Here is a 24,762-nt window from a genome sequence, read left to right on the forward strand (position 1 = left end):
TACAGGTCGACTGACCCGCCGCTTTCGCGAGCAAGCCCGCTCCCACAATGGGGATTCGTGGTTAACCGAAGAACCAGTAGCAGACGCCGATGGCGCCGAGTACGCCGGCCAATTCAGCCAGCAGCGCGCATCCAACGGCGTGCCTTGCGCGCTGAATCCCCACCGCACCGAAATACACTGCCAGCACATAGAACGTGGTCTCGGTACTGCCCTGAATCGTCGCCGCCACCAGTGACGGGAAGCTGTCGACGCCGGAGGTCTTCATGGTCTCGATCAGCATCGCCCGTGCGGCGCTGCCGGAAAACGGTTTGACCATCGCCGTCGGCAACGCATCGACAAAACGCGTATCCCACCCGGCCCACTGCACCAGATGCCGAATGCCATCCAGACCAAAGTCCAGCGCGCCCGAGGCACGCAGCACGCCAATCGCGCAGAGCATCGCCACCAGATACGGCAGCAGGTTCTTGGCGACGTCGAAGCCCTCCTTCGCGCCCTCGACGAACGCTTCGTAAACCTTGACCTTGCGTAACGCGCCGATCACCAGGAACAGCATGATCAGGCCGAACAGCGTCAGGTTGCCAAGGATCGACGACAGCCCGGCCAGTGCCGTGGCCGACATCGTCGCCAGCAGCGCCATGAAGCCGCCGAGGATCAGTGCGCCGGGAATCAGATAGGCCAGCACCACCGGGTCCCAGATACGCAGGCGCTGCATGAATGCCACCGAAAGGAAGCCGACGATGGTCGAGCAACTGGTCGCCAGCAGAATCGGCAGAAACACCAGAGTCGGGTCTGGTGCGCCTTGCTGGGCGCGATACATGAAGATTGTCACCGGCAACAGGGTCAGCGACGAGGCGTTGAGCACCAGGAACAGGATCTGCGCGTTGCTGGCGATGGTCGCGCTGGGGTTGAGCTCTTGCAGCGCCTTCATGGCCTTGAGGCCGATCGGCGTGGCGGCGTTGTCCAGGCCCAGACCATTGGCGGCGAAGTTCAGGGTAATCAGACCGAGTGCCGGATGACCGGCCGGGACTTCCGGCATCAGCCGCAGGAACAGCGGCCCGAGCACCTTGGCCAGCCACTCGACGATCCCGGCCTTCTCGGCGATGCGCAGAAAGCCCAGCCACAGGGTCAGCGTGCCGAACAGCAGCACCATGACCTCGACCGAGAGTTTGGCCATGGCGAAAATGCTTTCCACCATCGCCGCGAAAATCCCGGCGTTGCCACCGACCAGCCACTGCACCAGCGCAGATATTGCTGCCACGACGAAGAAGCCAAGCCACAGGCCATTAAGCATCAGTCAAATCCCCCGGAAGATGCGGCGAATGATAGCGGGGTCGCCAGAAACGACAAACCCCGGATTTCTCCGGGGTTTGTCTGGCCTACTCGGTCCAATGTAGGAGTGAGCCTGCTCGCGATTGCGGTGTATCAAACAACAGAGATGTTGAATATACGGCCCTCATCGCGAGCAGGCTCACTCCTACAGGTTGAGCGTCAGTTCTTGGAAATTTCGCCAGCCGGCAGTTTTTCCTTGCTGCGCCAGTGCGGCAGGGAGTTCCAGTAGCGCTCGCCTTTGGCGTCGTCGTACATGCCTTCCCAACGCGCGATAACCAGCACTGCCAGGGCGTTGCCGATCACGTTCAGTGCGGTACGCGCCATGTCCATGATGCGGTCGACACCGGCGATGAACGCCAGGCCTTCCAGCGGGATGCCGACACTGCCCAGCGTCGCCAGCAGCACCACGAAGGACACGCCCGGTACGCCGGCGATGCCTTTGGAGGTGACCATCAGGGTCAGCACCAGCAGCAATTGCTGGCTGATCGACAGATCGATGCCGTACAGCTGGGCAATGAAGATCGCGGCGATCGACTGGTACAGGGTCGAACCGTCGAGGTTGAACGAATAGCCGGTCGGTACCACGAAGCTGCAAATGGCTTTCGGTGCGCCGTAGGCTTCCATCTTCTCGATCACCCGTGGCAGCACGGTTTCCGAAGAGGCGGTGGAGTAAGCCAGGACCAGCTCATCCTTGAAGATGCGCATCAGCTTGATCACCGAGAAGCCGAACAGCTTGGCGATCAGGCCCAGCACCACGAAGGCGAAGAAGGCGATGGCGACGTAAACCAGGATCACCAGTTTGGCCAGCGGCAGCAGCGAGGCGAAACCGAAGTTGGCCACGGTCACCGCGATCAGGGCGAACACGCCGATCGGCGCGTAGTTCATGATCATGTGGGTGACTTTGAACATGCTTTCCGAGACGCCCTGGAACATCTTCACCAGCGGCTCGCGCAGGTCCGACTGCAGGCTCGACAGACCGAGACCGAACAGCACGGAGAAGAAGATGATCGGCAGCATTTCGCCGCGGGCCATGGCCGCGAAGATGTTCGACGGGATCAGGTTGAGGATGGTCTCGATGAACGCGTGTTCATGCTGCACTTCGGCGGCGGTCGCCTGGTACTTGGAGATATCCACCGTGCCCAGGGTGCTCATGTCGATGCCGGCGCCCGGGTGGAACAGGTTGGCCAGCAGCAGGCCGACGATGATCGCGATGGTGGTGACGATTTCGAAGTAGATGATGGTCTTCAGACCGATACGCCCGAGTTTCTTGGCGTCGCCCACGCCGGCGATGCCGACGATCAGGGAGGAGATGACGATCGGGATCACGATCATCTTGATCAGACGGATAAAGATATCGCCTGCCGGTTGCAGGACGTTGCTGATCCACCAGGCTTTTTCGGCACTGAAGTGGTTGAGCAACGCACCAATTGCAATCCCTAAAACCAGACCGATGAGGATCTGCCAGGCGAGGCTGAGTTTTGCCTTCTTCATTATCTTTACCCTTACTTGCGTTTGACTCAGGCACATGCAGGAACTGGAACGCTCTGTCAGCGGAAAAGTCTGTGCATCTGCCTCCGTATAAGGTGCCCCGAAGCGCGTATTTACGGCTCTTCGGCAGGCGAAAAAAGGCGCAACTATTCCGATGCAAGGTTGCGCCGTCTAATGCCGTAAACGCCTACCCTATGCCGAATCGGCATGAGCTTTTTTAATTGAAACTGGCGTCCCAACCGGTTCGATTACGACATTTCAGCCGGCATAAGTGCCGTGAACCGGCCATTGCAGCGTAGATTGGTTATTTTTTAAACGAGAAATTTCGACGGAAATCTTAAGAAAAAGCCTACGTTTGCAGACTAGATGTCCCACTGTTTAAAGGGACTCTTTCTCGATATACGGTCGCCAGGAAACACCGCGTAATGTTTTCGCGCGCAGTGTGAGGCATAAAAAGATGAGCAGGACGCTCTGGATCAATGTTTTTGCATCGGATAAAGCTCAGCGCAAGTCCGTCGAACCACTGAGGGTCGGCGAACCTGCGTCGCAGCTTTTACCCTGACCCGGCCCTCGCGCAGGCACTCCCTGTACCCGTAGGTCACTCCGACCCTGCAACAGTCAGAACGTCCCGGCCCCTTGGTCATGCGCCGGCCTTCCTCGGGTAGGCGCAATAAAGGGCAGCGGGGCGCTGCCCTCATGTTCGAATCAATACCACTTCGGGTCTTTCTTCAGCGTTTCCATCAACAGGTTCTGCATACCCTCATCCGGTTTGCCGAGGAAGCGGTAGGTGGCATGTCGCGTTGGCGACTTGTCGGCCGGCAGTCCTTCGGGAACATCGACGAGCATGGCGTACGCGTCTTTCTTGTCGAAGCTGAAAGCCACGATCAAGCGGTGGTTGAGGCACTTGTCTGCGGATTCGCAGAGCGGGCCGACCAGGTACTTGTCGCCGTCTTCAGTCACGGCATTCATCTGCTGGTCTGGCGTGCCGGACAGGTTCATCACCCATTCCGGCAGGCGTTCTTCGTGCTTCACAACGCCTTGCCAGGTTTCGCGGTATTGCGGGTCGGAGCTGAGCAGCTCGTTGACCCGCGCCTGGCCATCATTGGCCGCCATCGCCATGGCACTGCCGCCCATAAGCAGGGCGGCTGCCAGTGTCTTCAAAGCAATCATCGTTAACCTCGGCCGCGACGGCCAAAGAAGAAGGAAGCGATGAACATCACCAGGAACACGACAAAGAGAATCTTGGCGATACCCGTGGCGGTGCCCGCGATACCACCGAAGCCCAGTACGGCGGCGATGATGGCAATGATCAAGAATGTAATTGCCCAGCTCAACATGGTGATTCTCCTTACTTCTCTATTTAGGGATATTGCGTGTTCCGGCGCGATGCGCCTGAATTCTTCGGTTCGTCAGAAAACCCAGCGCTCTTCACGTGGCAGTTGATCCAGCGGCTGTGGCTGATCGACATCCATCATGCGCATCGAGGCGCTTTCGGCCTGACTGCTGCTGACGGCGCTGAAGTGCGTCTGCGTGCTGTGTTGAATCGAGATCAGCGGCTCAGGCTTCTGGCTGTTTTCCCAGCTCAGGTATTGCTGGCAGGCAATCAGGGTGATCAACAGTGCAAGTACGCCAAACAGGCCTTGCTGGATATGCAGTGGCGAGATACGCACTTGGGCGGCACGTTGGCGAGTCATCCTGGGTTCCTCACTCTTATTCGGTTGGGGCAGTGGAATCTGCCCGGGCTGAATGAGTTATTGCAGGCTGCATGCCAGTTTTTTATTTGAAAAATATTCAATAAAATCAATGGCTTGCGAGTGAGTTAAATTCAGCGACGGACGCATCCTGCACGATGGGTCATCTACGGTCGTGCGAAATGCATGATTATTTCGTAGGAGATTTCATTCTTATGGAATTGAGAGCACGTCGCGGATGTCAGAAAAGTACGCAGGGAACCCTCTGCAAATCGGTGATTGTTTAAAAACTCAACAAAATCAACGGATTGGCCGTCAAGGCAGGAGAGAGCTACCCTCCCATGGCTCGCATCGTTCAGAATCAACCATGCAACTTGCCCGATTTTTCCGGGACTAACCCAAGATCAATCACTATGGAGCGTAGGAAAAATGGAATCTGCCACTGAGCATCAAGGCCGCATTCTGCTGGTGGACGACGAGTCCGCCATCCTGCGAACCTTTCGTTACTGCCTCGAAGACGAAGGTTATACGGTGGCCACCGCCAACAGCGCGGCTCAGGCTGATGCACTGTTGCAACGCCAGGTATTCGACCTGTGCTTCCTTGATTTGCGTCTGGGTGAAGACAACGGTCTCGATGTACTGGCGCAGATGCGCGTTCAGGCGCCATGGATGCGGGTGGTGATTGTCACCGCGCATTCGGCGGTCGATACCGCGGTGGACGCGATCCAGGCGGGCGCCGCCGACTATCTGGTCAAACCGTGCAGCCCCGACCAGTTGCGTCTGGCCACCGCCAAGCAGCTGGAAGTGCGTCAGCTCTCGGCGCGTCTGGAAGCCCTCGAAGGCGAGATCCGCAAACCCAAGGACGGTCTCGACTCCCATAGCCCGGCGATGAAAGTGGTGCTGGAGACCGCGCGGCAGGTTGCCGGTACCGACGCCAACATCCTTATCCTTGGCGAATCCGGCACGGGTAAAGGGGAACTGGCCCGGGCCATCCACGGCTGGAGCAAGCGCGAGAAGAAATCCTGCGTGATCATCAACTGTCCGTCGTTGACCGCAGAATTAATGGAAAGCGAGCTGTTCGGCCACAGTCGCGGTGCGTTTACCGGCGCCAGTGAGAGCACCTTGGGTCGGGTCAATCAGGCGGACGGCGGCACGCTGTTTCTCGACGAGATCGGCGATTTTCCGCTGACTTTGCAACCCAAGTTGCTGCGTTTTATTCAGGACAAGGAATACGAGCGGGTAGGGGACCCAGTGACTCGCCGCGCCGATGTGCGGATTCTCGCCGCGACCAACCTCAACCTTGAAGACATGGTGCGCGACGGGCGCTTCCGTGAAGACCTGCTGTATCGCCTCAACGTGATCACCCTGCATCTGCCGCCATTGCGCGAACGTGCCGAGGACATCCTGACCCTGGCCGACCGCTTCCTCGCGCGCTTCGTCAAAGAGTACGCACGCCCGGCCCGGGGCTTCAGTGACGAGGCGCGAGAGGCGCTGCTGGGTTATCGCTGGCCGGGCAATATTCGTGAGCTGCGTAACGTGGTGGAGCGGGCGAGCATCATCTGCCCGCAGGAACGCGTGGAAATCAGCCACCTCGGCATGGCCGAGCAGCCGGCGAACAACGCACCTCGAGTCGGCGCCGCGCTGAGCCTCGATGAACTGGAAAAAGCCCACATCGGCGCGGTGCTGGCGACGGCGGGCACTCTGGATCAGGCGGCGAAAACCCTGGGCATCGACGCGTCGACCCTGTATCGCAAGCGCAAGCAGTACAACCTGTGAGCGCCCGACGATGAAGCTGGCGATGAAGTTGCGCACTCGCTTGTTCCTGAGCATTTCTGCGCTGATCACGGTCGCCTTGCTCGGGCTGTTGCTCGGGCTGGTCAGCGTGATGCAGATGGCCGGTACTCAGGAAGCAACGATCCGCAGCAACTTCGTGACCCTCGACCTGGGGCTCAAATTGCGCCAGACCCTCGGCGACCAGTTGGTGCTGATGCTGGCCGAAAAACCCGATCCCGCCGCGTTCGAAGCGTCAAAGCAGCATTACCTGCAATTGCTCGATGAAGGCATTTCGCAGGAGGCCGACGGCGATGGCCGCCAGTACGGGTTTACCCAGGCCAAGGCCGACTATCTGAGTTTTCTCCAGGCGTTCGAGCTGTCGCGTAATCCGGGCAATGTGCTCAGCGGCAACAGCGACCTCAGAGAACGTTTCAACATCTTGCGCAATGGTTTGATTGCCGAGCACAAGCATGCGCTGGACAACATCAACGCGGTGCAGCATGACGCCCGGGAAAGGGCGCTGCTGGTCTCCGGCCTGCTCGGGCTGGTGGGACTGGCAGTGCTGATCATCGGCTTTGTCACGGCACATGCGATTGCCCGGCGTTTCGGCGCGCCGATCGAGGCGCTGGCGCAAGCGGCGGACAACATCGGCCAAGGCAATTTCGAAGTGACGCTGCCGATTTCCTCGGCGATGGAAATGAACCAACTGACCAAGCGCTTCGGGCTGATGGCCGAGGCGCTGCGCGAGCATCAGGCGACCAACGTCGACGAGCTGCTGGCCGGTCAGCAACGCTTGCAAGCGGTGCTCGACAGCATCGACGACGGCTTGCTGATGATTGATCGCGAAGGGCATCTGGAGCACCTCAATCCAGTGGCCCAGCGCCAGTTGGGCTGGGACAGTGATCGACTCGGTCAGGGCTTGGGCACAGCGCTGGAGCGCCCGGAACTCGACGCACAACTGCAACTGGTGTTGCGCGGCGGCACCCTTGAGCGTGCTCCGGAAGATTTGAGCATCGAGGTCGATGGCGAATCACGTCTGCTGACTTACAGCCTGACGCCGGTCAGCCACACCCAGGGGCATATTCTTGGCGCGGTGATGGTGCTGCATGACGTCACCGAGCAGCGCGCCTTCGAGCGCGTACGCAGCGAGTTTGTGCTGCGTGCCTCCCATGAGCTGCGCACGCCGGTCACCGGCATGCACATGGCGTTCGGGCTGTTTCGCGAGCGGGCGAAGTTTCCCCCGGAGTCACGCGAGGCGGACCTGCTCGACACGGTCAACGAAGAGATGCAGCGCCTGATGCAGTTGATCAACGACTTGCTCAATTTCTCGCGTTATCAGAACGGTTTACAGAAACTCACCCTGGCGCCGTGCTCCATCGAAGATTTGCTGACGCAGGCGCAATCGCGCTTCGCGGATGCGGCGGCGGCCAAAGGCATTGCGTTGAACGTCGAAGTGCAGGGGCCGTTGCCGCGCCTGCAGGCCGATCAGGCGCAGCTCGACCGGGTGCTGGATAACCTGATCGATAACGCCCTGCGCCACACTGCCCGCGACGGGCAGATTCGCCTGCAGGCGCGTCGGCATGGCGAACGGGTCATCATCAGCGTCGAGGACAACGGCGAAGGCATTGCCTACGGGCAGCAGGGGCGGATTTTCGAACCGTTCGTGCAGGTAGGGCGCAAGAAGGGCGGCGCCGGCCTTGGCCTGGCGCTGTGCAAGGAAATCGTCCAGTTGCATGGCGGGCGGATGGGCGTCTACTCGCGGCCGGGGCAGGGCACGCAGTTCTACATGGCGCTGGCGGTCTAGGCTTCGTCATCCAGCCGGCGTCCGGCGAGGCGCCGTCCACGGGTGATCAGTTCGATGAACTGCACCGCACTCAAGGCCTGGGCGAACAGCCAGCCCTGACCGAACTTGACCCCCTCACTGCTGAGAAACACGGCTTGCGCTTCGTGCTCGATGCCCTCGGCAATCACCTTCAGATCCAGTGCCTGCGCCATGTGAATGATGTGCGGAGCAACGCCACTGCTGGCCGCGTCATGACCGAGTGCGTCGATGAAGGCCTTGTCGATTTTCAGGCAGTCCACCGGCAATGTCTGCAGGTAGGCGAGGCTGCAATAACCGGTACCGAAATCGTCGATCAACACCTGATGCCCGACATCGCGCAAGGCTTGCAGGTTCTCCCGCGCCACCACCACATCGATCAGCCCGCGCTCGGTGACTTCGAAGGCAATCTGCCGCGCCGCAACCCGGTGCAGGGTCAACAGCCTGGCCATGACCTGGCCGATGCGCGGCACCATCACGTCGCATGCTGCGAGGTTGACCGAGATGTACAGCTGCGGATTGGCGCGCAGCACTGGTCCCAGTTGTTCCAGCAGCCGTTGCAGGACGAAATCGGTCATCTGCCGTATCTGCCCGGTGTTTTCTGCCAATGGAATGAACAGGTCGGGGCTGGTCAGGGTGCCGTCCGGGCGGCGCCAGCGCAGCAGGGCTTCGGCGCCCACGCAATTGCGACTATCGAGGTCGAAGATTGGTTGATACAGGACTTGCAGCTCGCCACGCCGAATCGCACCCTGCAGCTCGGCGTCCAGTGACTGGCGCTGGCGCACCAGCAGAAACACGAAGAAACCGGCAAACGCCCCCAGCAGCAGGCAGGCCGGCACCATCCACCACCAGACGGTCGGGATGTGCATGCCACTGCGCGGGGTGATCAGCACCAACTGATATTCCGGATTGTTGGTTGGCATGCGGTAGATCAGCCGTGACTGGGTGACTTGCAGGGCCTCGCGGCTCTTCGGTGGCCAGGTTTCGCTTGGTGGCCAGGTCTGGGCTGTGCCGAGTACCGGAATCGCTCGCCTGCCATGATCGAGTACCACCAGCAGGCTGCTGTCCGGTGGCAGGTCGACCATGTCGGTCAAATGCCCGCGCGATGTCGCCACACGGAAGTTGCCGCGCCCGAGCATCAGCGCCGCGCGGTTTTCATCGGGTTCGGTGGTGGTGTTGAGCCAGTAGCTGTAAGTCGGGCCCTTGATGTCCGGCGCGCGGACCACCGAAAGCCCTTCTTGCCGGGGGCGGTTGGAGCAGATCCGCGAGCCGTCCATGTAGGCCGCTTCATAGACGAAGCGATAGTTGAACGTGACCTGTTGCAGGGTGGCGATCATTTCCTCATCGCAACTGCGCAACGGCTGCGCCTGGAGGTCGTCGAGACTTTCGCGCAATTGCCCGAACAGCTGCTCAAGGCGGGCCAGAAAACGCTCGCCCTGGGCGTTCATCTCCTGACTCTCGTTCTGCTCGATCTGGCGCATGGCGACGAACATTCCGCCGGCGATCAGCAGGCTTGCACTGAGGACAGCCGCGATCATCGCCAAAAACCACGGGCGATAAAACCAGCTACGCAGCGTCGCTCGGGTAGCAACCATCATGGAATATCCGAAGAATTACCAATGAGTTATAGCTGCTGATTGCGATTTCGCCCTGACCGTCGGGCGGGCGTCATTATTTTGTCTGATTGAGTACCAGCAACAACGCGGCTGTTTGCGCGTCCGGCATACCGTCGAAACGGGAAGGGCGGAAATGCATCTGGAACGCTGCGAGCACATGGCGCGTCGCTACATCCAGCTCGCCGGTTTGCGGGGTGTCGTAACCGACGCGCGCCAGTTGTTCCTGGAACCAGCTGATGCTCGGCAATTCGGCGTTGAACAGCACCTGCTGCCGCGCCACCGCTTGTTCATTAGGCCATACGCCCAAGCCTTCGGCGGCCAGGCGTTTCCATGGGAACAGTGGGCCGGGGTCGAGTTTGCGCAGGGGCGCGATGTCGCTGTGACCGATGATATGGCGCGGGCTGATGCCTTGGCGCTTGCTGATGTCCTTGAGCAGGACAATCAGCGACTGAATCTGAGCTTCGCTATAGGGGAACCACAGGCGCCCGGTCGGCGTGTCCTTGAAGCCCGGATTGACGATCTCGATACCGATCGAGCTGGAGTTGAGCCAGGTGCGGCCCTGCCATTGGCTTTCCCCGGCGTGCCAGGCGCGCTGGTTTTCATCCATCAGCTTGTAGATGGTACCGCCCTTGTCATCGCCGATCAGGTAGTGGCTGCTGACTTCGCCGTGGGTCAGCAGTTGCAGCGAACGCGCGAGCGACGCCGAGGTGTAATGCACGATCACGAACTGCACGCGGCTGTCGTGATTGGCCGAAGGATGGCTGGTGTCGTAACGCGGGCCGCTGGCACAACCGGCCAGAATGAGCAGCGACGCGAGAAGGGTAAAAAATTTCATGGCAAGAGGCAGTACACGCAAGACAGTAATGCAACAGTGTAACGTACTGCCTCGGGTCTCGACGGCCGGCGGGCTGAATTAAACAAAATGGAACAATTACTCAGCCCAGCTCGACCCGGTTGCGTCCGCCATTTTTCGCCCGGTAAAGCGCCTGATCGGCTCTTTTGAGCACCAGATCGCTGTGTTCTCCCGTTTTGAACGACGCCAGGCCCATGGAAATGGTGATCGTCACCCGTTCGCCCTTGAAGTGAAACGGGCAGGCTTCGATCGCCGCGCGCAGGGTCTCCAGCAGTTTGGCGCCCACCGCAGGCGTGGTCGCCGGCAGCAGCAGAACGAATTCCTCACCACCAAAACGGGCAATGAAATCCGCTGCGCGCAGGCGTTTGCGCAGCACTGTGGCGATGATCTTCAGCACCTTGTCGCCGGCCAGATGTCCGTAGTTGTCGTTGATGCGCTTGAAATGATCGAGGTCGAGCATCGCCAGACTCAAGTTGTTGCCGTGTTGCTGCCACTGCTTGATCTCGTGTTCCAGGCGTTCGCTCCAGGCGGCGCGGTTGGGCAGGCCGGTCAGCGGATCGATCAGGGCTTTCTGCCGCTGTTCTTCCAGATGTTCGCGAAAGCCCAAGGCTTCCTGCTCCATGTGCGCCACACGCTCGGCCAGACCCTTGAGGCGTGCCGCCACTTCCTGCTCGCGGGCATCGCGCTGTTTCTGGTGTTGATCCATGGTGCCGAGCAGGCCTTCCAGATGATTCTCCAGCACTTGCTTGAGGTCATCCAGATCGGCCGCTTCCTGCATGCTGGTCTGCAAACCATCGACCTGCTCGCGGATCTGCGTGTCCATCGCCCGCGCCGCCGAGCTGTTGTCGGCGTGGCCTTCGCTGGCGGCCTGCAGGTTGCTCTGGAACGCTTCGAGGCGCTCGTTGAGTTGCTGCAGATAGGCTTCGAATTCGTGCTGGCCGCTGTCGGTGATCGCCAGCATCAAGGTCGCCAGATCGTCGAGAATCGGCAGCAGTTCGTACCAGTTCAGGCCATTTTTCAACCGGTCGCGCATCGCCTCAGCCTGCGGGCGATGGCGCTCGGGCAGGGTCAGGTCGTCGAGCAGCCCGATCAGCGTGTCTTCGATGTGTTTGGCCACTGAACTGTAAGACGGCTCCGGGGAATCGGGCAGGGCGTACAGAATGTCCTGCTCGGGTTGCTCCGGATCGATGGCGGCCAAAGCCTGGGCAATCGGTTCGGGTAGGGGCAGACTATCGAGGAGCAACGGTGCCGGGATGTCGCCCGGGTGGATCAACTCGTCGGGGTTGAACGCGGCAGCAGGTGCTGGCGCCGTGATCGGGGTGGTCGGCCGTTCGGCTTCAGGTTCGGCCGCTGGTACTGCAGGTGCAGCAACGGGTTCGCTGATCGGCTCGGCAGCAATGACCGGAGGCACGAACGCGAACACAGGTGATTCGGACTCGGGCTGCACTGCTGGCGTTTGCTTAAGCTCGGCCTCTGGTGGTTGCGCGATGGCCGCTACGGTGACGGGTGCTGCCGGAATCGGCTCGACCGCTGCGGTTGGCGCGGGTACCGGCTCAGATGCAGGTTCAGCGTTGGCCGGTGTCGGCGTCGGCGCCTGAGGCTGATCCGAAGACTCTGGCACCCCTTCACTGTCACGGCTGCCAAACAGGCGCTGCAAAAAGCCCGGGCGGTCCGGCTCGGGCGGTGTTTCCAGCTGGCTCAACGCCTTGCCCTGCAAACCGCTGAGCTCACTCAGCAGCAGCGGCATTTCCCGCGCCTGGCCGACCCGGCTGTCGAGTTGCTTGGCGAATTTCTTCAGCGGCTGGGCGACTTCCCGGGGCAGCGGCAGCGCTTGTAGCTGGGTGACCAGCGCGGTAAGCGCGGTGCTGACCTGATCGATTCGGGTTTCGCGACGTTGCTCGGAATCGAGCACGGCTTTTTCCAGGCGCGGCAGCAGGGCGGCGAGGCCGGCGTCCATGTCGTCGGTGCGCACCACGTCGCGCATCTCTTTCATGCACTGATCAACGACCTTGTCGGTGCCTTCAGCGGCCAGCGTGCTGCGCACCAGACCGCGGCGCAGCAAGTCGAGCCGGGCGGCCCAGCGACGTTCGAGCTTGTCCTGTTGTTCGATGCTTTTGAGGTACTTCTCTTTCCAGCGCTGGGCGTCGTCGCTCATTCAGGGGTTCCGCGAGGGGCAGGACTCAACGCGGGCAATGCATCGGCCGTGAGCGAACCCGGCAGACGAATCTCTACCGCGACCGGCAGGTGATCGGAAATGGGTTGGGCCAGCACTTCGACCTTTTCCAGGGTCAGGGTCGGGCTGAGCAAAATATGATCAAGGCATCGCTGTGGCCGCCAACTGGGAAAGGTGGCTTGCATCTGCGGGGCCAGCAGGCCGAGATCGCGTAACGGTGACTGTTGTAGCAGATCACTGGCATGGGTGTTCATGTCGCCCATCAATATCTGGTGCTTGTAGCCACTGATCAGGTCACGAATATAGGCCAGTTGCAGGCTGCGCACCCGTGCGCCGAGCGCCAGATGCATCATCACCACCACCAGCGCCTCCGGACCTTCACCGAAGCGCAGCAGGATCGCGCCGCGACCTTTCGGGCCGGGCAGCGGATGATCTTCGATCGCCCACGGCTTCAGGCGACTGAGCACGCCATTGCTGTGCTGGGCCAGTCGGCCGAGGTTGCGATTGAGTTGTTGATACCAGTAGGGGAAGGCGCCGAGGTGGGCCAGGTGTTCGACTTGATTGACGTAGCCTGAGCGCAGACTGCCGCCATCGGCTTCCTGCAGGGCGACCAGATCGAAGTCGCCAAGCAGGTCACCGATCTTCTGCAGATTGCCTGAGCGTCCGGTGTGCGGCAGCAGGTGCTGCCAGCTGCGGGTCAGATAATGCCGATAGCGCTCGGTGCTGATGCCGACCTGGATATTGAAACTGAGCAAGCGCAGACGATGGTCTGCGGGCAGGCCCGTGGACTCCAGGTGATGCTCGTTGACCTGCGGATCATGCAGGCCAACGCTGCGTTCGGTGCCCCAGCGGCGCATGGCGGTTACCGCGCTTAGTTGGCGGCTGCCTTGTTGGCCGCTCGCTCTTTGGCGACCAGTTGATCAGCCAGTTTCAGGGCTTGCTCGGCACCACCGGCAGAGCCGATGTCGAAGCGGTACTTGCCGTTGACGATCATGGTTGGCACGCCAGTGATTTCATACTTCTTGGCCAGCTCACGCGCTTTGACGATCTGACCTTTGATCGCGAACGAGTCAAAGGTGGCGAGGAACTTGTCCTTGTCCACGCCTTGTGTGGCGAGGAAGTCAGCCATGTCGTTCTTGTCGGTCAGCTTCTTGTGTTGTTTCTGAATTGCTTCGAAAACCGCAGCGTGAACCTTGTGCTCGACGCCCATTGCTTCCAGGGTCAGGAACATTTGGCCGTGAGCATCCCACGGGCCGCCGAACATGGCAGGAATGCGTACGAAGTTGACGTCGGACGGCAGTTTTTCAACCCAGGGATTGATCACCGGCTCGAACGCGTAGCAATGCGGGCAGCCGTACCAGAACAGCTCCACGACTTCGATCTTGCCAGGCTCTGCCACTGGCACCGGGTTGGCCAGTTCGACATAAGGGGCAGCGGGTGCTTCGGCGGCCTGGGCGGTCACGCCGAACAGGCTGGCAGCGACGAGAGCGGCGCTGATGATCAGATTACGCATGCTTTACTCCTGGACAATTTTGGTCGCCTCGCGCGACCTGTTTTCAGACAGGTCCTGGCGGGCATGAGTTCTGTAGTGTAACGGCAGCGGCCACAAAAAAGGGCGGCCAAAGCCACCCTTTTTATACTTGCTGCGACGGATTAATCGAGCGTTAACGTTGCAGGAGATGTCCATCACCGTTAACGCTCGATTCAGGGCGGTTAGTGCAGGCCCTGGATGTAGCTGGAGACTGCGGCAATGTCTTCGTCGCTCAAGCGCTTGGCGATGGTCTGCATCGTCATGGTGTCGCCGTCGTTGTTGCGGCCGCCTTCTTCCTTACGGAAATCGGTCAGTTGCTTGGCGATGTATTGAGCGTGTTGACCACCCAGATGCGGGAAGCCAGCGGCGGCGTTGCCGGCGCCATTCGGCGAGTGGCAACCGGTGCAGGCTGGCAGCCCCTTGGCCAGATTACCGCCGCGGAACAAAGCTTCACCGCGAGCGACGATCTTCGGATCGGCTGCGCCGACGCTGCCTTTCTGGCTGGCGAAGTAGGCTGCGATGTCAGCCAGATCCTGGTCGCTCAGGTTGGTCAGCAGGCCGGTCATTTCCAGAACGGTGCGCTTGCCCGACTTGATGTCGTGCAGTTGCTTGGTCAGGTAGCGTTCACCCTGACCGGCCAGTTTCGGGAAGTTTGGCGCCATGCTGTTCCCGTCAGGGCCATGGCAGGCTCCGCAGACGGCAGCTTTCGCCTGGCCGGCGGCGGCATCACCGGCAGCATGGGCGAAGCCTGAAATTCCCACGGTCAACAGCAGACTCACGATCAATTTGTTCATCAGCTAATCCAACTACGGCTAAGGGTTAAGAGTTATGGACCGGGTTTACTCTCGCTCATCCAAAGGATGATGGCCTGGTAATCCTCGGCACTGCAGTCCATGCACAAACCACGCGGCGGCATCGCCTTGAAACCCTGGGTCACGTGTTGCACCAGCGTCTCCATACCCTTCGCCAACCTCGGCGTCCAAGCTGCCTGATCGCCTCTTGCGGGCGCCATGGGTAGTTGGCCGGAATGACAGGCACCACAAACACGGTTGTACACGGCTTCCGGTTCCTGTGTAGCCTGTGCGCCGCAAAGCGGTATCAGGACTCCGGCAGCCAGCAGCCATTTCGTCATAAAACGACCTTTTCAGGGTTGAGAGCGTTCTGCGTTCTGATGCGCAATCAAGGTCTTTGGCTCTCGTGAACTTCATCCTTCGCTGGGACAAAGCACACACAAAATCTGCGGCATTATATACTGGCGTCACTGAAACGGAAGCGACACCGCGTTCCGCGCCCAATCCCGGCGCCGCCCACATCGGAAATCCCATGCAACTCAAGAATCCCATCCTCGGCCTGTGCCAACAGTCCACGTTCATGCTCAGTGCCGCCAAAGTCGATCAATGCCCTGACGACGAAGGCTTCGAAGTGGCGTTCGCCGGTCGTTCCAACGCCGGTAAATCCAGCGCACTGAACACCCTGACTCACGCCAGTCTGGCGCGCACCTCGAAAACCCCGGGTCGCACACAGCTGTTGAACTTCTTCAAGCTAGACGATGAACGGCGTCTGGTCGACCTGCCGGGCTACGGTTATGCAAAAGTACCGATCCCGCTCAAGCAACACTGGCAGCGTCACCTCGAGGCGTACCTCGGTGGCCGGGAGAGTTTGAAGGGTTTGATTCTGATGATGGACATCCGTCATCCAATGACCGACTTCGACCTGCTGATGCTCGACTGGGCCGTTGCGGCCGGCATGCCGATGCATATTCTGCTGACCAAGGCCGACAAACTGACCTACGGCGCCGCCAAGAACACCCTGCTCAAAGTGCAGTCGGAAATCCGCAAGGGCTGGGGCGATCTGGTGACGATCCAGCTGTTCTCGGCGCCAAAACGCATGGGCCTGGAAGAGGCCTACACTGTGTTGGCAGGCTGGATGGAACTGGCTGACAAGGGCGCCGAAGCGGCGACCGAGGCAGAATAAGGGAATATCAAAACTGTCTGTGGTGCTGCCAGGCAAGGCAAAAGTGCAACAAAAAAGCGGAGTTTAGGGGACCTAAATGAGCATTTTTTGTTGCGCTTTTAACGCAGCATGGCTGCGTCACAGGCAGTTTTGAGGCAAAAAAAGCCCCGGACTTCATATGGGGAGGGAGAAGTTCCGGGGTTCAAGTTCCGAACCGCTAGGGCGGGGTTCAGATATCTGCCAACACTTAACACAACATAGGAGCATCGAAGGGCTTCACCAGCCATTCAGTATCTCTGAGTAGTGAGTTGTCAGATTAGTTCAGATTTTTTTCAAAAAGCTTTGGAATAACCGCAAGCGCGTTTCGAAATAAGCGCTTTTCGGCCGTTTGCCGCGTCAGTGTGTCGCGGCAAACGCCCGACCTAGACGCCTCAGTGCGCCTCATCCCAGTTGTTGCCGACGCCGACTTCCACCAGCAACGGCACGTCCAGTTTCGCCGCTTCGCTCATGTGCAGGCGGATTTCCTGACTCACCTGATCGACCAGATCCTCGCGAACCTCCAGTACCAGTTCGTCGTGCACCTGCAGGATGACTCTGGCGTCCAGCCCGGACGATGCCAGCCAGTTATCCACCGCCACCATGGCTTTCTTGATGATGTCGGCGGCGGTGCCTTGCATCGGCGCGTTGATCGCCGTGCGTTCGGCGGCAGCGCGTTCCTGCGGCTTGTTGGAGTTGATTTCCGGCAGATATAGGCGACGACCGAAGAAGGTCTCGACGTAACCCTGATCCGCTGCCTGCTTGCGGGTGCGCTCCATGTATTCGCGCACACCCGGATAACGGGCGAAGTAGGTGTCGATGTAGGCCTTGGCGGTCTTGGTGTCGACGCCGATGTCCTTGCCGAGTTTCTGCGCGCCCATGCCGTAGATCAGGCCGAAGTTGATCGCCTTGGCGCCACGGCGCTGGTCGGACGTCACTTCGCTCAGCTCGACCTTGAATACTTCAGCGGCGGTCGCGGTGTGCACGTCCAGATTGTTGCGGAAGGCGTTCATCAAGCCTTCGTCCTTGGACAAGTGGGCCATGATCCGCAGTTCGATCTGCGAATAGTCCGCTGCCAGCAGTTTGTAGCCTTTGGGCGCGACGAAGGCCTGACGGATACGCCGGCCTTCAGCGGTACGCACCGGAATGTTCTGCAGGTTCGGATCGCTGGAGGACAAGCGCCCGGTCGATGCCACGGCCTGGTGGTACGAGGTGTGGATACGCCCGGTGCGCGGGTTGATCTGCTCCGGCAGGCGATCGGTGTAGGTGCTTTTCAGTTTGCTCATGGAACGGTGTTCCATCAGCACTTTTGGCAAGCGGTGATCGTCCTCGGCCAGTTTCGCCAGCACTTCCTCGGCGGTCGATGGCTGGCCCTTGGCGGTTTTCTTCAGCACCGGCAGTCCGAGCTTTTCGTAGAGGATCACGCCCAGCTGCTTTGGCGAGCCGAGGTTGAATTCTTCACCGGCAATTTCGAAGGCTTCTCGCTCCAGCGCGACCATCTTGTTGCCCAGCTCAATGCTCTGGATGCCGAGCAGTTCGGCATCGACGAACGCGCCCTGACGCTCGATGCGCGCCAGCACCGGCACCAGCGGAATCTCGATGTCGGTCAGCACGCTGGCCAGGCTCGGGATTGCGCTGAGTTTTTCAAACAGGGTCTGATGCAGGCGCAGGGTGATGTCGGCATCTTCGGCTGCGTATGGGCCGGCCTGCTCCAGAGCGATCTGGTCGAAGGTCAGCTGCTTGGCGCCCTTGCCGGCGATGTCCTGAAAGCTCACGGTGGTGTGATCCAGGTACTTCTGCGCGAGGCTGTCCATGTCGTGGCGGGTCGCGGTGGAATTGAGCACGTAGGACTCAAGCATGGTGTCGAAAGCGATGCCGCGCACGGTGATGCCTTCGTTCTGATCACCGCCGATGGCGCAGTTGGCCAGAATGTTCATGTCGAACTTGGCGTGCTGGCCGACCTTGAGTTTGTTCGGGTCTTCCAGAATCGGCTTCAACGCACGCAGCACGGTGTCGCGATCCAGCTGCTCGGGCACGCCGATGTAGGAGTGGGTCAGCGGAATGTACGCGGCTTCGTTGGCTTGCACCGCGAACGAAAGGCCGACCAGTTGCGCCTGTTGCGCGTCGATGCCGGTGGTTTCGGTGTCGAAAGCGAACAGCTTGGCGTTGTTCAGTTTCTCCAGCCAGACGTCGAAACGCGCCTGATCAAGGATGGTTTCATACGCTGCTTCGGTTGGAGCGGCAGGGGCTTCTTCTGCGCGGGGGCTGAACAGATCGCCAGCCGGCGCAGGTTCGGCGGCCGCGCTCAGTTCCTGGCGCTTGGCGTCACGATCGAGGTCGTTCAGCCAGCTCTTGAATTCCAGCAAGGTGTACAGCTCGTAGAGCTTGGCCGGGTCTTCCGCGCCCATCTGCAGGTCATCGAGGCCGATGTCCAGCGGCACGTCGACCTTGATGGTCGCCAGTTGATAGGAGAGGAAAGCCATCTCCTTGTGCTCTTCGAGCTTGGCCGGCAGGGTTTTCGCGCCGCGAATCGGCAGGGTCGGGACGATGTCGAGATTCGCGTACAGCTCGGTCAGGCCGCCGTTGACGCCGACCAGCAGGCCGGAGGCGGTCTTTGGACCGATGCCGGGAACGCCCGGAATGTTGTCGGAAGAATCGCCCATCAGCGCCAGATAATCGATGATCTGCTCGGGTGCGACGCCGAATTTCTCCTTCACGCCCTCCACATCCATCGAGCTACCGGACATGGTGTTGACCAAGGTAATGTGGCCATCGACCAGTTGCGCCATGTCCTTGTCGCCGGTGGAGATGATCACCGGACGATCCGCCGCCGCGCTGCTGCGTGCCAGGGTGCCGATCACGTCGTCAGCCTCGACGCCTTCCACGCACAGCAGCGGGAAGCCGAGGGCGATCACGCTCTGGTGCAGCGGCTCGATCTGCACGCGCATGTCGTCGGGCATGCTCGGGCGGTTGGCCTTGTATTCGGCGTACATCTCATCGCGAAACGTCCCGCCCTTGGCATCGAAGACCACGGCGAACGGGCTGTCCGGGTACTGCTTGCGCAGACTCTTGAGCATGTTCAGCACACCTTTGACCGCGCCGGTCGGCAGGCCTTTGGAGGTGGTCAGCGGTGGCAGGGCGTGGAAAGCGCGGTACAGGTAAGACGAACCGTCCACCAGGACGAGGGGGGCTTGGCTCATGAGCAGAATCAACCTTTTCGGCGGGCCCGGCGCTAGAATAGCGGGACCGTTGACGACAAAGGGACAAGGTTATCATGCGTACGTTAAATCGCTTGCTGCTGGTCGGTTTGATTGCTGCCTCACCGCTGGCCGCGATCGCGGCGGATGATGCGCCGTCGGCAGATCCGGAAGTCACCATCCACACCGAGGGTGACAAAACCATTCAGGAGTACCGGCAGAACGGCTTCCTGTACGCGATCAAGGTTACCCAGAAAGGATTCCCGCCCTATTTTCTGGTGCGTGCGGACGGTACCGATGCAAACTTCATCCGCTCGGATCAGCCGGATATGCTGATTCCGTCGTGGAAGATTTTCGAATGGAAGTAGTCTCTTAAATTAATCGGCGCCGCTGTGCTGGCGGCGCCCGAACTGAGCAGTTTTTAACCATGTCTGTGTTCACCCCCCTGGCTCGGCCCGAGCTGGAAACCTTTCTCGCCCCTTACGGGCTCGGCCGTCTGCTTGATTTCCAGGGGATCGCCGCCGGCAGCGAAAACACCAATTTCTTTATCAGCCTGGAACAGGGCGAGTTCGTCCTGACCCTGGTCGAGCGCGGCCCGGTGCAGGAAATGCCGTTCTTCATCGACCTGCTCGACGTGCTGCACGAGGCTAATCTGCCGGTGCCCTACGCGCTGCGTACCACTGACGGCGTGGCCCTGCGTGAACTGAAGGGTAAACCGGCATTGCTCCAGCCGCGCCTGTCCGGCAAGCACATCAAAGTTGCCAACGCCCAGCATTGTGCGCAGGTCGGCGAGTTGCAGGCGCATCTGCACCTGGCGACCCAGGGCGAGCGCATGATCAAGCGCAAGACCGATCGTGGCCTGGACTGGATGCTGGAGGAGGGCACCGAGTTTCTCTCGCATCTGGCGGACGAGCCGCGTGTGCTGCTGCGCAAGGCGCTGGAAGAAATCACCCTGCAGAAAGACAAAATCCTCGCGCTGCCACGGGCCAACATTCATGCGGATCTGTTCCGCGACAATGCGATGTTCGAAGGCACGCACCTGACCGGCTTGATCGACTTCTACAACGCCTGCTCGGGACCGATGCTCTATGACGTGGCGATTGCCTTGAACGACTGGTGTTCGGACGAGGAAGGCTTGATTGACGGGCCGCGTGCCCGCGCATTCCTCGGTGCCTATGCGGCGCTGCGTCCGTTCACTGCCGCTGAAGCGGAGCTATGGCCGACCCTGCTGCGTGTGGCGTGTGTGCGGTTCTGGCTGTCGCGGTTGATCGCCGCCGAGCAGTTTGCCGGGCAGGACGTGCTGATTCACGATCCGCGGGAGTTCGAGCAGCGCTTGGCGCAGCGGCAGCAGGTGCATACACCGCTACCTTTCGCCCTTTAAATTGTGGCGAGCGAGCTTGCTCGCGCTGGGTTGCGAAGCGGCCCCAAAATTCTGGCAGTCAGCCATATTTTGTGAGTGCTGCGCACTCAAGCGGGAGCAAGCTCCCTCGCCACGGGTCTTGTGGGGTTACAACGATTCCAGGCACCCGGCCAAATCGTTGCCCAGCTTCTCCAGCACCTGCTCATACCCCTGAGCTGTCGCCGGTGTATAGCCGCCCAACGCATCCAGCTCCGCCAGTTTCACCGGCAGGCCCGCCACCAGGGTTTCCGCCAGACGTGGACGCAGCGGCGGTTCGCTGAACACACAGGTCTTGCCGACTTCCTGCAGGCGTTTGCGCATTGCCGCCACATGCTGCGCGCCGGGCTGCACTTCCGCTGCCACACTGAATACCCCGGTGTGCTTCAGGCCGTAAGCGTCTTCGAAGTAATCGAACGCTTCGTGGAACACGAAGTACGGTTTGCCCTCGACATCAGCCATGCGCTTCTTCAAGCGTGCATCCAGTGCGTCGAGGCGCTCATCGAAAGCCTTGGCGTTGCTCTGATAGCGTTCGGCGTTGGCCGGATCGGCTGCGCTGAGGTCGGCAGCCATTTTCTCGGCAATGACCCGAGCATTGACCGGCGATAGCCACAAATGCGCGTCCAGCGTGCCCGGGCGGTGATCGTGATCATGCTCGTCGGCGTCTTCGGCGTGGGAGTGGCTGTCTTCTGCAAAGCGGCGCAACTTCATACCCGGCAGGTCCTGCACGGCGACGCTCGGCAGCGTACGACCGTTCAGCACGCGCGGCAGGAAACCTTCCATATCCGGGCCGATCCAGTACAGCAGATCCACCAATTGCACCTTCCGTACGTCGGACGGGCGCAGGGCGTAATTGTGCGGCGAGGCACCCGGTGGCAGCAGCACTTCCGGAATGGCGATCCCGTCCTGCACCGCCGCGGCAATCAACTGCAGCGGTTTGATGCTGGTGAGAACCCTGACCTCGGCCTGAGCCGAACCGATCAGCAGAAAACTGGCGATAAACGCCACAAAAACAGAAAAAAGTCGGGACACGATGACCACTCAAGGAGGCGAGAACGGGTAACATAATAACGTCTCTATCAAAACGCGTCGCCGCCCATGCCTATTACACCGATTGCCAGCCGTCCCCACGACCACTCTCATTGCGTGCACAGCGCACTGACCGAGGCCGATACCTTGTGCGCCCAGAAAGGCCTGCGCCTGACTGCGTTGCGCCGGCGGGTGCTGGAGCTGGTGTGGCAGAGCCACAAGCCGCTGGGCGCCTACGACATTCTGGCGGTGCTCAGCGAGCAGGACGGCCGCCGCGCCGCGCCGCCGACCGTGTACCGTGCGCTGGATTTCCTTCTGGAAAACGGCCTGGTGCACCGCATCTCCTCGCTCAACGCTTTCGTCGGTTGTGTGCATCCCGAGCATGCGCATCAGGGCCAGTTTCTGATCTGCCGCGAGTGCCACGCCGCGATCGAGCTGGAACAGAAAGCCATCAGCGACGCGATCATCCACAGCGCCAGGGATGTCGGGTTCATCGTCGAAGCACAGACCGTCGAAGTGGTCGGCCTGTGCTCCGGTTGCCAGGGGGCCTGATGAGCAACCCGTTGATCCGTCTGGAGCACGTCGCCGTCACGTTTGCCGGGCAGACCGTGCTGGACAACATCGAGCTGAGCGTCGAGCCGGGGCAGATCGTCACCCTGATCGGCCCCAACGGCGCCGGCAAGACCACACTGGTGCGCGCCGTGCTTGGCCTGCTGAAGCCTGACAGCGGCAGTGTCTGGCGCAAGCCGAAACTGCGCGTTGGCTACATGCCGCAAAAGCTGCACGTCGATCCGACCTTGCCGCTGTCGGTACTGCGCTTCCTGCGCCTGGTGCCCGGCGTAGACCGTCCGCGTGCATTGGCGGCGCTCAAGGAAGTCGGCGCCGAACACGTCATCGACAGCCCGGTGCAAAGTGTTTCCGGCGGTGAAATGCAGCGCGTGCTGCTGGCCCGGGCGCTGCTGCGCGAGCCGGAGCTGTTGGTGCTGGATGAGCCGGTGCAGGGCGTCGATGTCGCCGGGCAGGCCGAGCTGTACAGCCTGATTACCCGCCTGCGCGACCGTCACGGTTGCGGCGTGCTGATGGTGTCCCACGATTTGCATCTGGTGATGAGCACCACTGATCAGGTGGTTTGTCTGAATCGCCACGTCTGCTGCTCCGGGCATCCCGAGCAGGTCAGCGGCGATCCGGCGTTCGTCGAACTGTTCGGCAAGAATGCGCCGAGCCTGGCGATCTATCACCACCATCACGACCACGCCCACGACCTGCACGGTTCGGTGGTCAAGGCGCCCGGTGCGGGCCACACCCACGTTCACGGAGACCACTGCAAGCATGGCTGATTTTCTGTTGTATGCCCTGCTTGCAGGTCTGGCGCTGGCGCTGGTGGCCGGGCCGTTGGGTTCGTTTGTGGTCTGGCGGCGCATGGCCTACTTCGGTGACACCCTGTCACACGCTGCGCTGCTCGGCGTGGCCCTGGGCTTTCTGCTGGATGTCAGCCCGACCGTTGCGGTGACCGTCGGCTGCCTGCTGCTGGCGGTGCTGCTGGTGACCTTGCAACAGCGTCAGCCGCTGGCCTCCGACACGCTTTTGGGAATTCTCGCACCGAGCACGCTCTCTCTCGGGCTGGTGGTACTAAGCTTCATGCATGAAGTGCGGATCGACCTGATGGCCTATCTGTTCGGCGACCTGCTGGCGATCAGCCCGACCGATCTGGCGTGGATCCTCGGCGGCAGCGCGGCGGTACTGGTGTTGCTGGTGACGCTGTGGCGGCCACTGCTGGCGATCACCGTGCATGAGGAATTGGCCAAGGTCGAAGGCCTGCCGGTGGCGGGCCTGCGCATGACGCTGATGCTGTTGATTGCGGTGGTGATCGCGGTGGCGATGAAAATCGTCGGTGTGTTGCTGATTACTTCGCTGCTGATCATTCCGGCGGCTGCGGCACAACGTCACGCCCGCTCGCCGGAGCAGATGGCCGTGGGCGCGAGCCTGCTGGGCATGCTCGCCGTATGTGGCGGGCTGGCGTTGTCATGGTTCAAGGACACCCCGGCGGGGCCGTCGATCGTTGTGACGGCGGCCGCACTGTTTCTGCTGAGTTTTGTTCTGCCCCGTCGAGGGGTGTAGACTTGCTCGCTTTTTGCGCAATTAGAGAGTCGCAGGAATGAAGCCGTTCGCCTCCCGTTATCTGCTCCTTGTCGCATTTTCCGTGCTGCTGGGCGCCTGCCAAAGTACGCCGCCGGTGGCTGAAGCCCCCGACGCGCGGGCCACGGCCATCGCACAGCTGGAGCAAAGCCTGGCCAGCAGCGAACTGGCCACCGCCGAAGACCAACTGGCCGCCTTGCAGGCACAAACCCCCAACGATCAGTCCCTGGAGCAATACCAGCGCCAGTTGGCTGAGGCCTACCTGCGCCGCAGCCAGATCGTATTGCAAAAGGGTGATGTGAACGCCGCAGCCACTGCGCTGAGCCGTGCCCGTGCCCTGATGCCGAAAGCCCCGGCGCTGACCGGTGGCGTCAATGGTGCCATCACCGAAGCGCGCAAAGCCGAGCTGGAGAAAGCCGAAGCGGCGCTGCTGGCGGCCGAAGCCAAGCCGAAAGCCAAGGTCATCGATCCGACTGCCGAAAGCACCACGGTGGCGCTGAACATTAACGATAGCCGCAAGCTTCGCCGGCAACTCGACGCGATCGCCGCCGATGTGGTGAATTATGAGTGTGCCGTGAGCATTCAGGCGCCGCGCACCCAGGATTACCCTTGGCTGGCGACTCTGCTGAGCAAGCGGGTGAAGAAACTGAATCCGGATTTCGAGTTGCGCATCGAGAAGCAGATTCTGCGCACGGTGCCGGCGCAGATGGTCTTGAGCCCGCGTAAACCTTAAAAGCTTCGC

Annotated in this window: 23 protein-coding genes; 9 read left to right on the forward strand and 14 right to left on the reverse strand. The window is 60.8% G+C overall.

Translation table 11 applies throughout. The annotated features are described in order from the left end of the window. Positions 1-61: 61 nt before the first annotated feature. The 5 genes from J1G18_RS03250 to J1G18_RS03270 form a co-directional block, all read right to left on the reverse strand. Positions 62-1,291, reverse strand: coding sequence for a nucleoside recognition domain-containing protein (locus J1G18_RS03250; protein WP_025112290.1), 1,230 nt, complete (start codon positions 1,289-1,291; stop codon positions 62-64). A gap of 197 nt (positions 1,292-1,488) precedes the next feature. Next, entirely contained in the window at positions 1,489-2,820 is a 1,332-nt protein-coding gene (gene gltP, locus J1G18_RS03255) for a glutamate/aspartate:proton symporter GltP (RefSeq protein WP_096797613.1), read from the reverse strand. 702 nt (positions 2,821-3,522) lie between these two features. Continuing rightward, positions 3,523-3,987 (reverse strand): inhibitor of vertebrate lysozyme family protein, encoded by a 465-nt coding sequence (locus tag J1G18_RS03260; protein ID WP_096797612.1) that lies wholly within the window; start codon positions 3,985-3,987, stop codon positions 3,523-3,525. A 2-nt stretch (positions 3,988-3,989) separates the two neighbouring features. Next, positions 3,990-4,154: a DUF1328 domain-containing protein gene (locus J1G18_RS03265; protein ID WP_003177151.1), complete on the reverse strand. Its 165-nt coding sequence runs from the start codon at positions 4,152-4,154 to the stop codon at positions 3,990-3,992. A gap of 72 nt (positions 4,155-4,226) precedes the next feature. Then, complete coding sequence (locus J1G18_RS03270) at positions 4,227-4,511, reverse strand: hypothetical protein (RefSeq protein ID WP_047297449.1); 285 nt, start codon at positions 4,509-4,511, stop codon at positions 4,227-4,229. A gap of 426 nt (positions 4,512-4,937) precedes the next feature. On the opposite strand from J1G18_RS03270, the gene algB reads away from it, so the two are divergent. Further along, positions 4,938-6,284: a sigma-54-dependent response regulator transcription factor AlgB gene (algB, locus tag J1G18_RS03275; protein ID WP_223007084.1), complete on the forward strand. Its 1,347-nt coding sequence runs from the start codon at positions 4,938-4,940 to the stop codon at positions 6,282-6,284. 10 nt (positions 6,285-6,294) lie between these two features. Next, complete coding sequence (locus J1G18_RS03280; protein ID WP_223007085.1) at positions 6,295-8,085, forward strand: KinB sensor domain-containing domain; 1,791 nt, start codon at positions 6,295-6,297, stop codon at positions 8,083-8,085. Here J1G18_RS03280 and J1G18_RS03285 read toward each other — a convergent pair. From J1G18_RS03285 to J1G18_RS03315, 7 genes are all read right to left on the reverse strand, one after another. Further along, a complete protein-coding gene (locus J1G18_RS03285) occupies positions 8,082-9,695 on the reverse strand; it encodes an EAL domain-containing protein (RefSeq protein ID WP_027610245.1) in 1,614 nt (537 codons plus the stop codon). The genes J1G18_RS03280 and J1G18_RS03285 overlap by 4 nt on opposite strands. 76 nt (positions 9,696-9,771) lie before the next feature. Next, positions 9,772-10,551, reverse strand: coding sequence for an N-acetylmuramoyl-L-alanine amidase (locus tag J1G18_RS03290; RefSeq protein ID WP_139055017.1), 780 nt, complete (start codon positions 10,549-10,551; stop codon positions 9,772-9,774). 100 nt (positions 10,552-10,651) lie between these two features. Next, positions 10,652-12,724 (reverse strand): diguanylate cyclase, encoded by a 2,073-nt coding sequence (locus tag J1G18_RS03295; protein ID WP_223007086.1) that lies wholly within the window; start codon positions 12,722-12,724, stop codon positions 10,652-10,654. Next, entirely contained in the window at positions 12,721-13,599 is an 879-nt protein-coding gene (locus J1G18_RS03300) for an endonuclease/exonuclease/phosphatase family protein (RefSeq protein WP_027610242.1), read from the reverse strand. The genes J1G18_RS03295 and J1G18_RS03300 overlap by 4 nt, the downstream gene beginning before the upstream one ends. A gap of 14 nt (positions 13,600-13,613) precedes the next feature. After that, complete coding sequence (locus J1G18_RS03305; protein ID WP_027610241.1) at positions 13,614-14,255, reverse strand: thiol:disulfide interchange protein DsbA/DsbL; 642 nt, start codon at positions 14,253-14,255, stop codon at positions 13,614-13,616. Between the two features lie 200 nt (positions 14,256-14,455). Next, positions 14,456-15,067: a c-type cytochrome gene (locus tag J1G18_RS03310; protein ID WP_016986443.1), complete on the reverse strand. Its 612-nt coding sequence runs from the start codon at positions 15,065-15,067 to the stop codon at positions 14,456-14,458. A gap of 32 nt (positions 15,068-15,099) precedes the next feature. Further along, positions 15,100-15,405: a c-type cytochrome gene (locus tag J1G18_RS03315; RefSeq protein ID WP_027610239.1), complete on the reverse strand. Its 306-nt coding sequence runs from the start codon at positions 15,403-15,405 to the stop codon at positions 15,100-15,102. A gap of 191 nt (positions 15,406-15,596) precedes the next feature. Between J1G18_RS03315 and yihA the strand changes: the two genes are divergently transcribed. Then, entirely contained in the window at positions 15,597-16,247 is a 651-nt protein-coding gene (gene yihA, locus J1G18_RS03320) for a ribosome biogenesis GTP-binding protein YihA/YsxC (RefSeq protein ID WP_003220309.1), read from the forward strand. Between the two features lie 410 nt (positions 16,248-16,657). Here the strand turns inward: yihA and polA are convergent, their stop codons facing one another. Continuing rightward, complete coding sequence (gene polA / locus J1G18_RS03325; RefSeq protein WP_223007087.1) at positions 16,658-19,462, reverse strand: DNA polymerase I; 2,805 nt, start codon at positions 19,460-19,462, stop codon at positions 16,658-16,660. A 74-nt stretch (positions 19,463-19,536) separates the two neighbouring features. Here polA and J1G18_RS03330 point away from each other — a divergent pair, with 74 nt between their 5' ends. Both J1G18_RS03330 and J1G18_RS03335 read left to right on the forward strand, forming a co-directional pair. After that, on the forward strand, positions 19,537-19,827 hold the full coding sequence (locus tag J1G18_RS03330; protein WP_134785088.1) for a DUF2782 domain-containing protein: 291 nt from the start codon (positions 19,537-19,539) through the stop codon (positions 19,825-19,827). Between the two features lie 59 nt (positions 19,828-19,886). Further along, a complete protein-coding gene (locus tag J1G18_RS03335) occupies positions 19,887-20,840 on the forward strand; it encodes a homoserine kinase (RefSeq protein ID WP_223007088.1) in 954 nt (317 codons plus the stop codon). A 126-nt stretch (positions 20,841-20,966) separates the two neighbouring features. On the opposite strand, the gene J1G18_RS03340 is transcribed toward J1G18_RS03335, so the two are convergent. Beyond that, complete coding sequence (locus tag J1G18_RS03340) at positions 20,967-21,887, reverse strand: zinc ABC transporter substrate-binding protein (protein ID WP_223007089.1); 921 nt, start codon at positions 21,885-21,887, stop codon at positions 20,967-20,969. 66 nt (positions 21,888-21,953) lie between these two features. Between J1G18_RS03340 and J1G18_RS03345 the strand changes: the two genes are divergently transcribed. From J1G18_RS03345 to J1G18_RS03360, 4 genes are read left to right on the forward strand one after another with little or no spacing between them, the layout of a single operon-like run. After that, on the forward strand, positions 21,954-22,436 hold the full coding sequence (locus tag J1G18_RS03345) for a Fur family transcriptional regulator (RefSeq protein ID WP_097090199.1): 483 nt from the start codon (positions 21,954-21,956) through the stop codon (positions 22,434-22,436). Beyond that, positions 22,436-23,221: a zinc ABC transporter ATP-binding protein ZnuC gene (znuC, locus tag J1G18_RS03350; RefSeq protein ID WP_139055013.1), complete on the forward strand. Its 786-nt coding sequence runs from the start codon at positions 22,436-22,438 to the stop codon at positions 23,219-23,221. Before J1G18_RS03345 ends, znuC begins: the two co-directional genes overlap by 1 nt. Next, on the forward strand, positions 23,214-24,002 hold the full coding sequence (gene znuB / locus J1G18_RS03355; RefSeq protein WP_098966476.1) for a zinc ABC transporter permease subunit ZnuB: 789 nt from the start codon (positions 23,214-23,216) through the stop codon (positions 24,000-24,002). Before znuC ends, znuB begins: the two co-directional genes overlap by 8 nt. A gap of 37 nt (positions 24,003-24,039) precedes the next feature. After that, on the forward strand, positions 24,040-24,753 hold the full coding sequence (locus tag J1G18_RS03360) for a PA5502 family lipoprotein (RefSeq protein WP_098966478.1): 714 nt from the start codon (positions 24,040-24,042) through the stop codon (positions 24,751-24,753). Positions 24,754-24,762 lie beyond the last annotated feature (9 nt).

It is taken from the genome of Pseudomonas sp. MIS38, from assembly GCF_019891575.1.
GTDB lineage: Bacteria > Pseudomonadota > Gammaproteobacteria > Pseudomonadales > Pseudomonadaceae > Aquipseudomonas > Aquipseudomonas putida_A.

Bases quoted from the DNA above. Each gene is read 5' to 3' on its own strand.
- J1G18_RS03250 (WP_025112290.1), bottom strand. From the start codon at position 1,291: ATGCTTAATGGCCTGTGGCTTGGCTTCTTCGTCGTGGCAGCAATATCT.
- gltP (WP_096797613.1), bottom strand. From the start codon at position 2,820: ATGAAGAAGGCAAAACTCAGCCTCGCCTGGCAGATCCTCATCGGTCTG.
- J1G18_RS03260 (WP_096797612.1), bottom strand. From the start codon at position 3,987: ATGATTGCTTTGAAGACACTGGCAGCCGCCCTGCTTATGGGCGGCAGT.
- J1G18_RS03265 (WP_003177151.1), bottom strand. From the start codon at position 4,154: ATGTTGAGCTGGGCAATTACATTCTTGATCATTGCCATCATCGCCGCC.
- J1G18_RS03270 (WP_047297449.1), bottom strand. From the start codon at position 4,511: ATGACTCGCCAACGTGCCGCCCAAGTGCGTATCTCGCCACTGCATATC.
- algB (WP_223007084.1), top strand. From the start codon at position 4,938: ATGGAATCTGCCACTGAGCATCAAGGCCGCATTCTGCTGGTGGACGAC.
- J1G18_RS03280 (WP_223007085.1), top strand. From the start codon at position 6,295: ATGAAGCTGGCGATGAAGTTGCGCACTCGCTTGTTCCTGAGCATTTCT.
- J1G18_RS03285 (WP_027610245.1), bottom strand. From the start codon at position 9,695: ATGGTTGCTACCCGAGCGACGCTGCGTAGCTGGTTTTATCGCCCGTGG.
- J1G18_RS03290 (WP_139055017.1), bottom strand. From the start codon at position 10,551: ATGAAATTTTTTACCCTTCTCGCGTCGCTGCTCATTCTGGCCGGTTGT.
- J1G18_RS03295 (WP_223007086.1), bottom strand. From the start codon at position 12,724: ATGAGCGACGACGCCCAGCGCTGGAAAGAGAAGTACCTCAAAAGCATC.
- J1G18_RS03300 (WP_027610242.1), bottom strand. From the start codon at position 13,599: ATGCGCCGCTGGGGCACCGAACGCAGCGTTGGCCTGCATGATCCGCAG.
- J1G18_RS03305 (WP_027610241.1), bottom strand. From the start codon at position 14,255: ATGCGTAATCTGATCATCAGCGCCGCTCTCGTCGCTGCCAGCCTGTTC.
- J1G18_RS03310 (WP_016986443.1), bottom strand. From the start codon at position 15,067: ATGAACAAATTGATCGTGAGTCTGCTGTTGACCGTGGGAATTTCAGGC.
- J1G18_RS03315 (WP_027610239.1), bottom strand. From the start codon at position 15,405: ATGACGAAATGGCTGCTGGCTGCCGGAGTCCTGATACCGCTTTGCGGC.
- yihA (WP_003220309.1), top strand. From the start codon at position 15,597: ATGCAACTCAAGAATCCCATCCTCGGCCTGTGCCAACAGTCCACGTTC.
- polA (WP_223007087.1), bottom strand. From the start codon at position 19,462: ATGAGCCAAGCCCCCCTCGTCCTGGTGGACGGTTCGTCTTACCTGTAC.
- J1G18_RS03330 (WP_134785088.1), top strand. From the start codon at position 19,537: ATGCGTACGTTAAATCGCTTGCTGCTGGTCGGTTTGATTGCTGCCTCA.
- J1G18_RS03335 (WP_223007088.1), top strand. From the start codon at position 19,887: ATGTCTGTGTTCACCCCCCTGGCTCGGCCCGAGCTGGAAACCTTTCTC.
- J1G18_RS03345 (WP_097090199.1), top strand. From the start codon at position 21,954: ATGCCTATTACACCGATTGCCAGCCGTCCCCACGACCACTCTCATTGC.
- znuC (WP_139055013.1), top strand. From the start codon at position 22,436: ATGAGCAACCCGTTGATCCGTCTGGAGCACGTCGCCGTCACGTTTGCC.
- znuB (WP_098966476.1), top strand. From the start codon at position 23,214: ATGGCTGATTTTCTGTTGTATGCCCTGCTTGCAGGTCTGGCGCTGGCG.
- J1G18_RS03360 (WP_098966478.1), top strand. From the start codon at position 24,040: ATGAAGCCGTTCGCCTCCCGTTATCTGCTCCTTGTCGCATTTTCCGTG.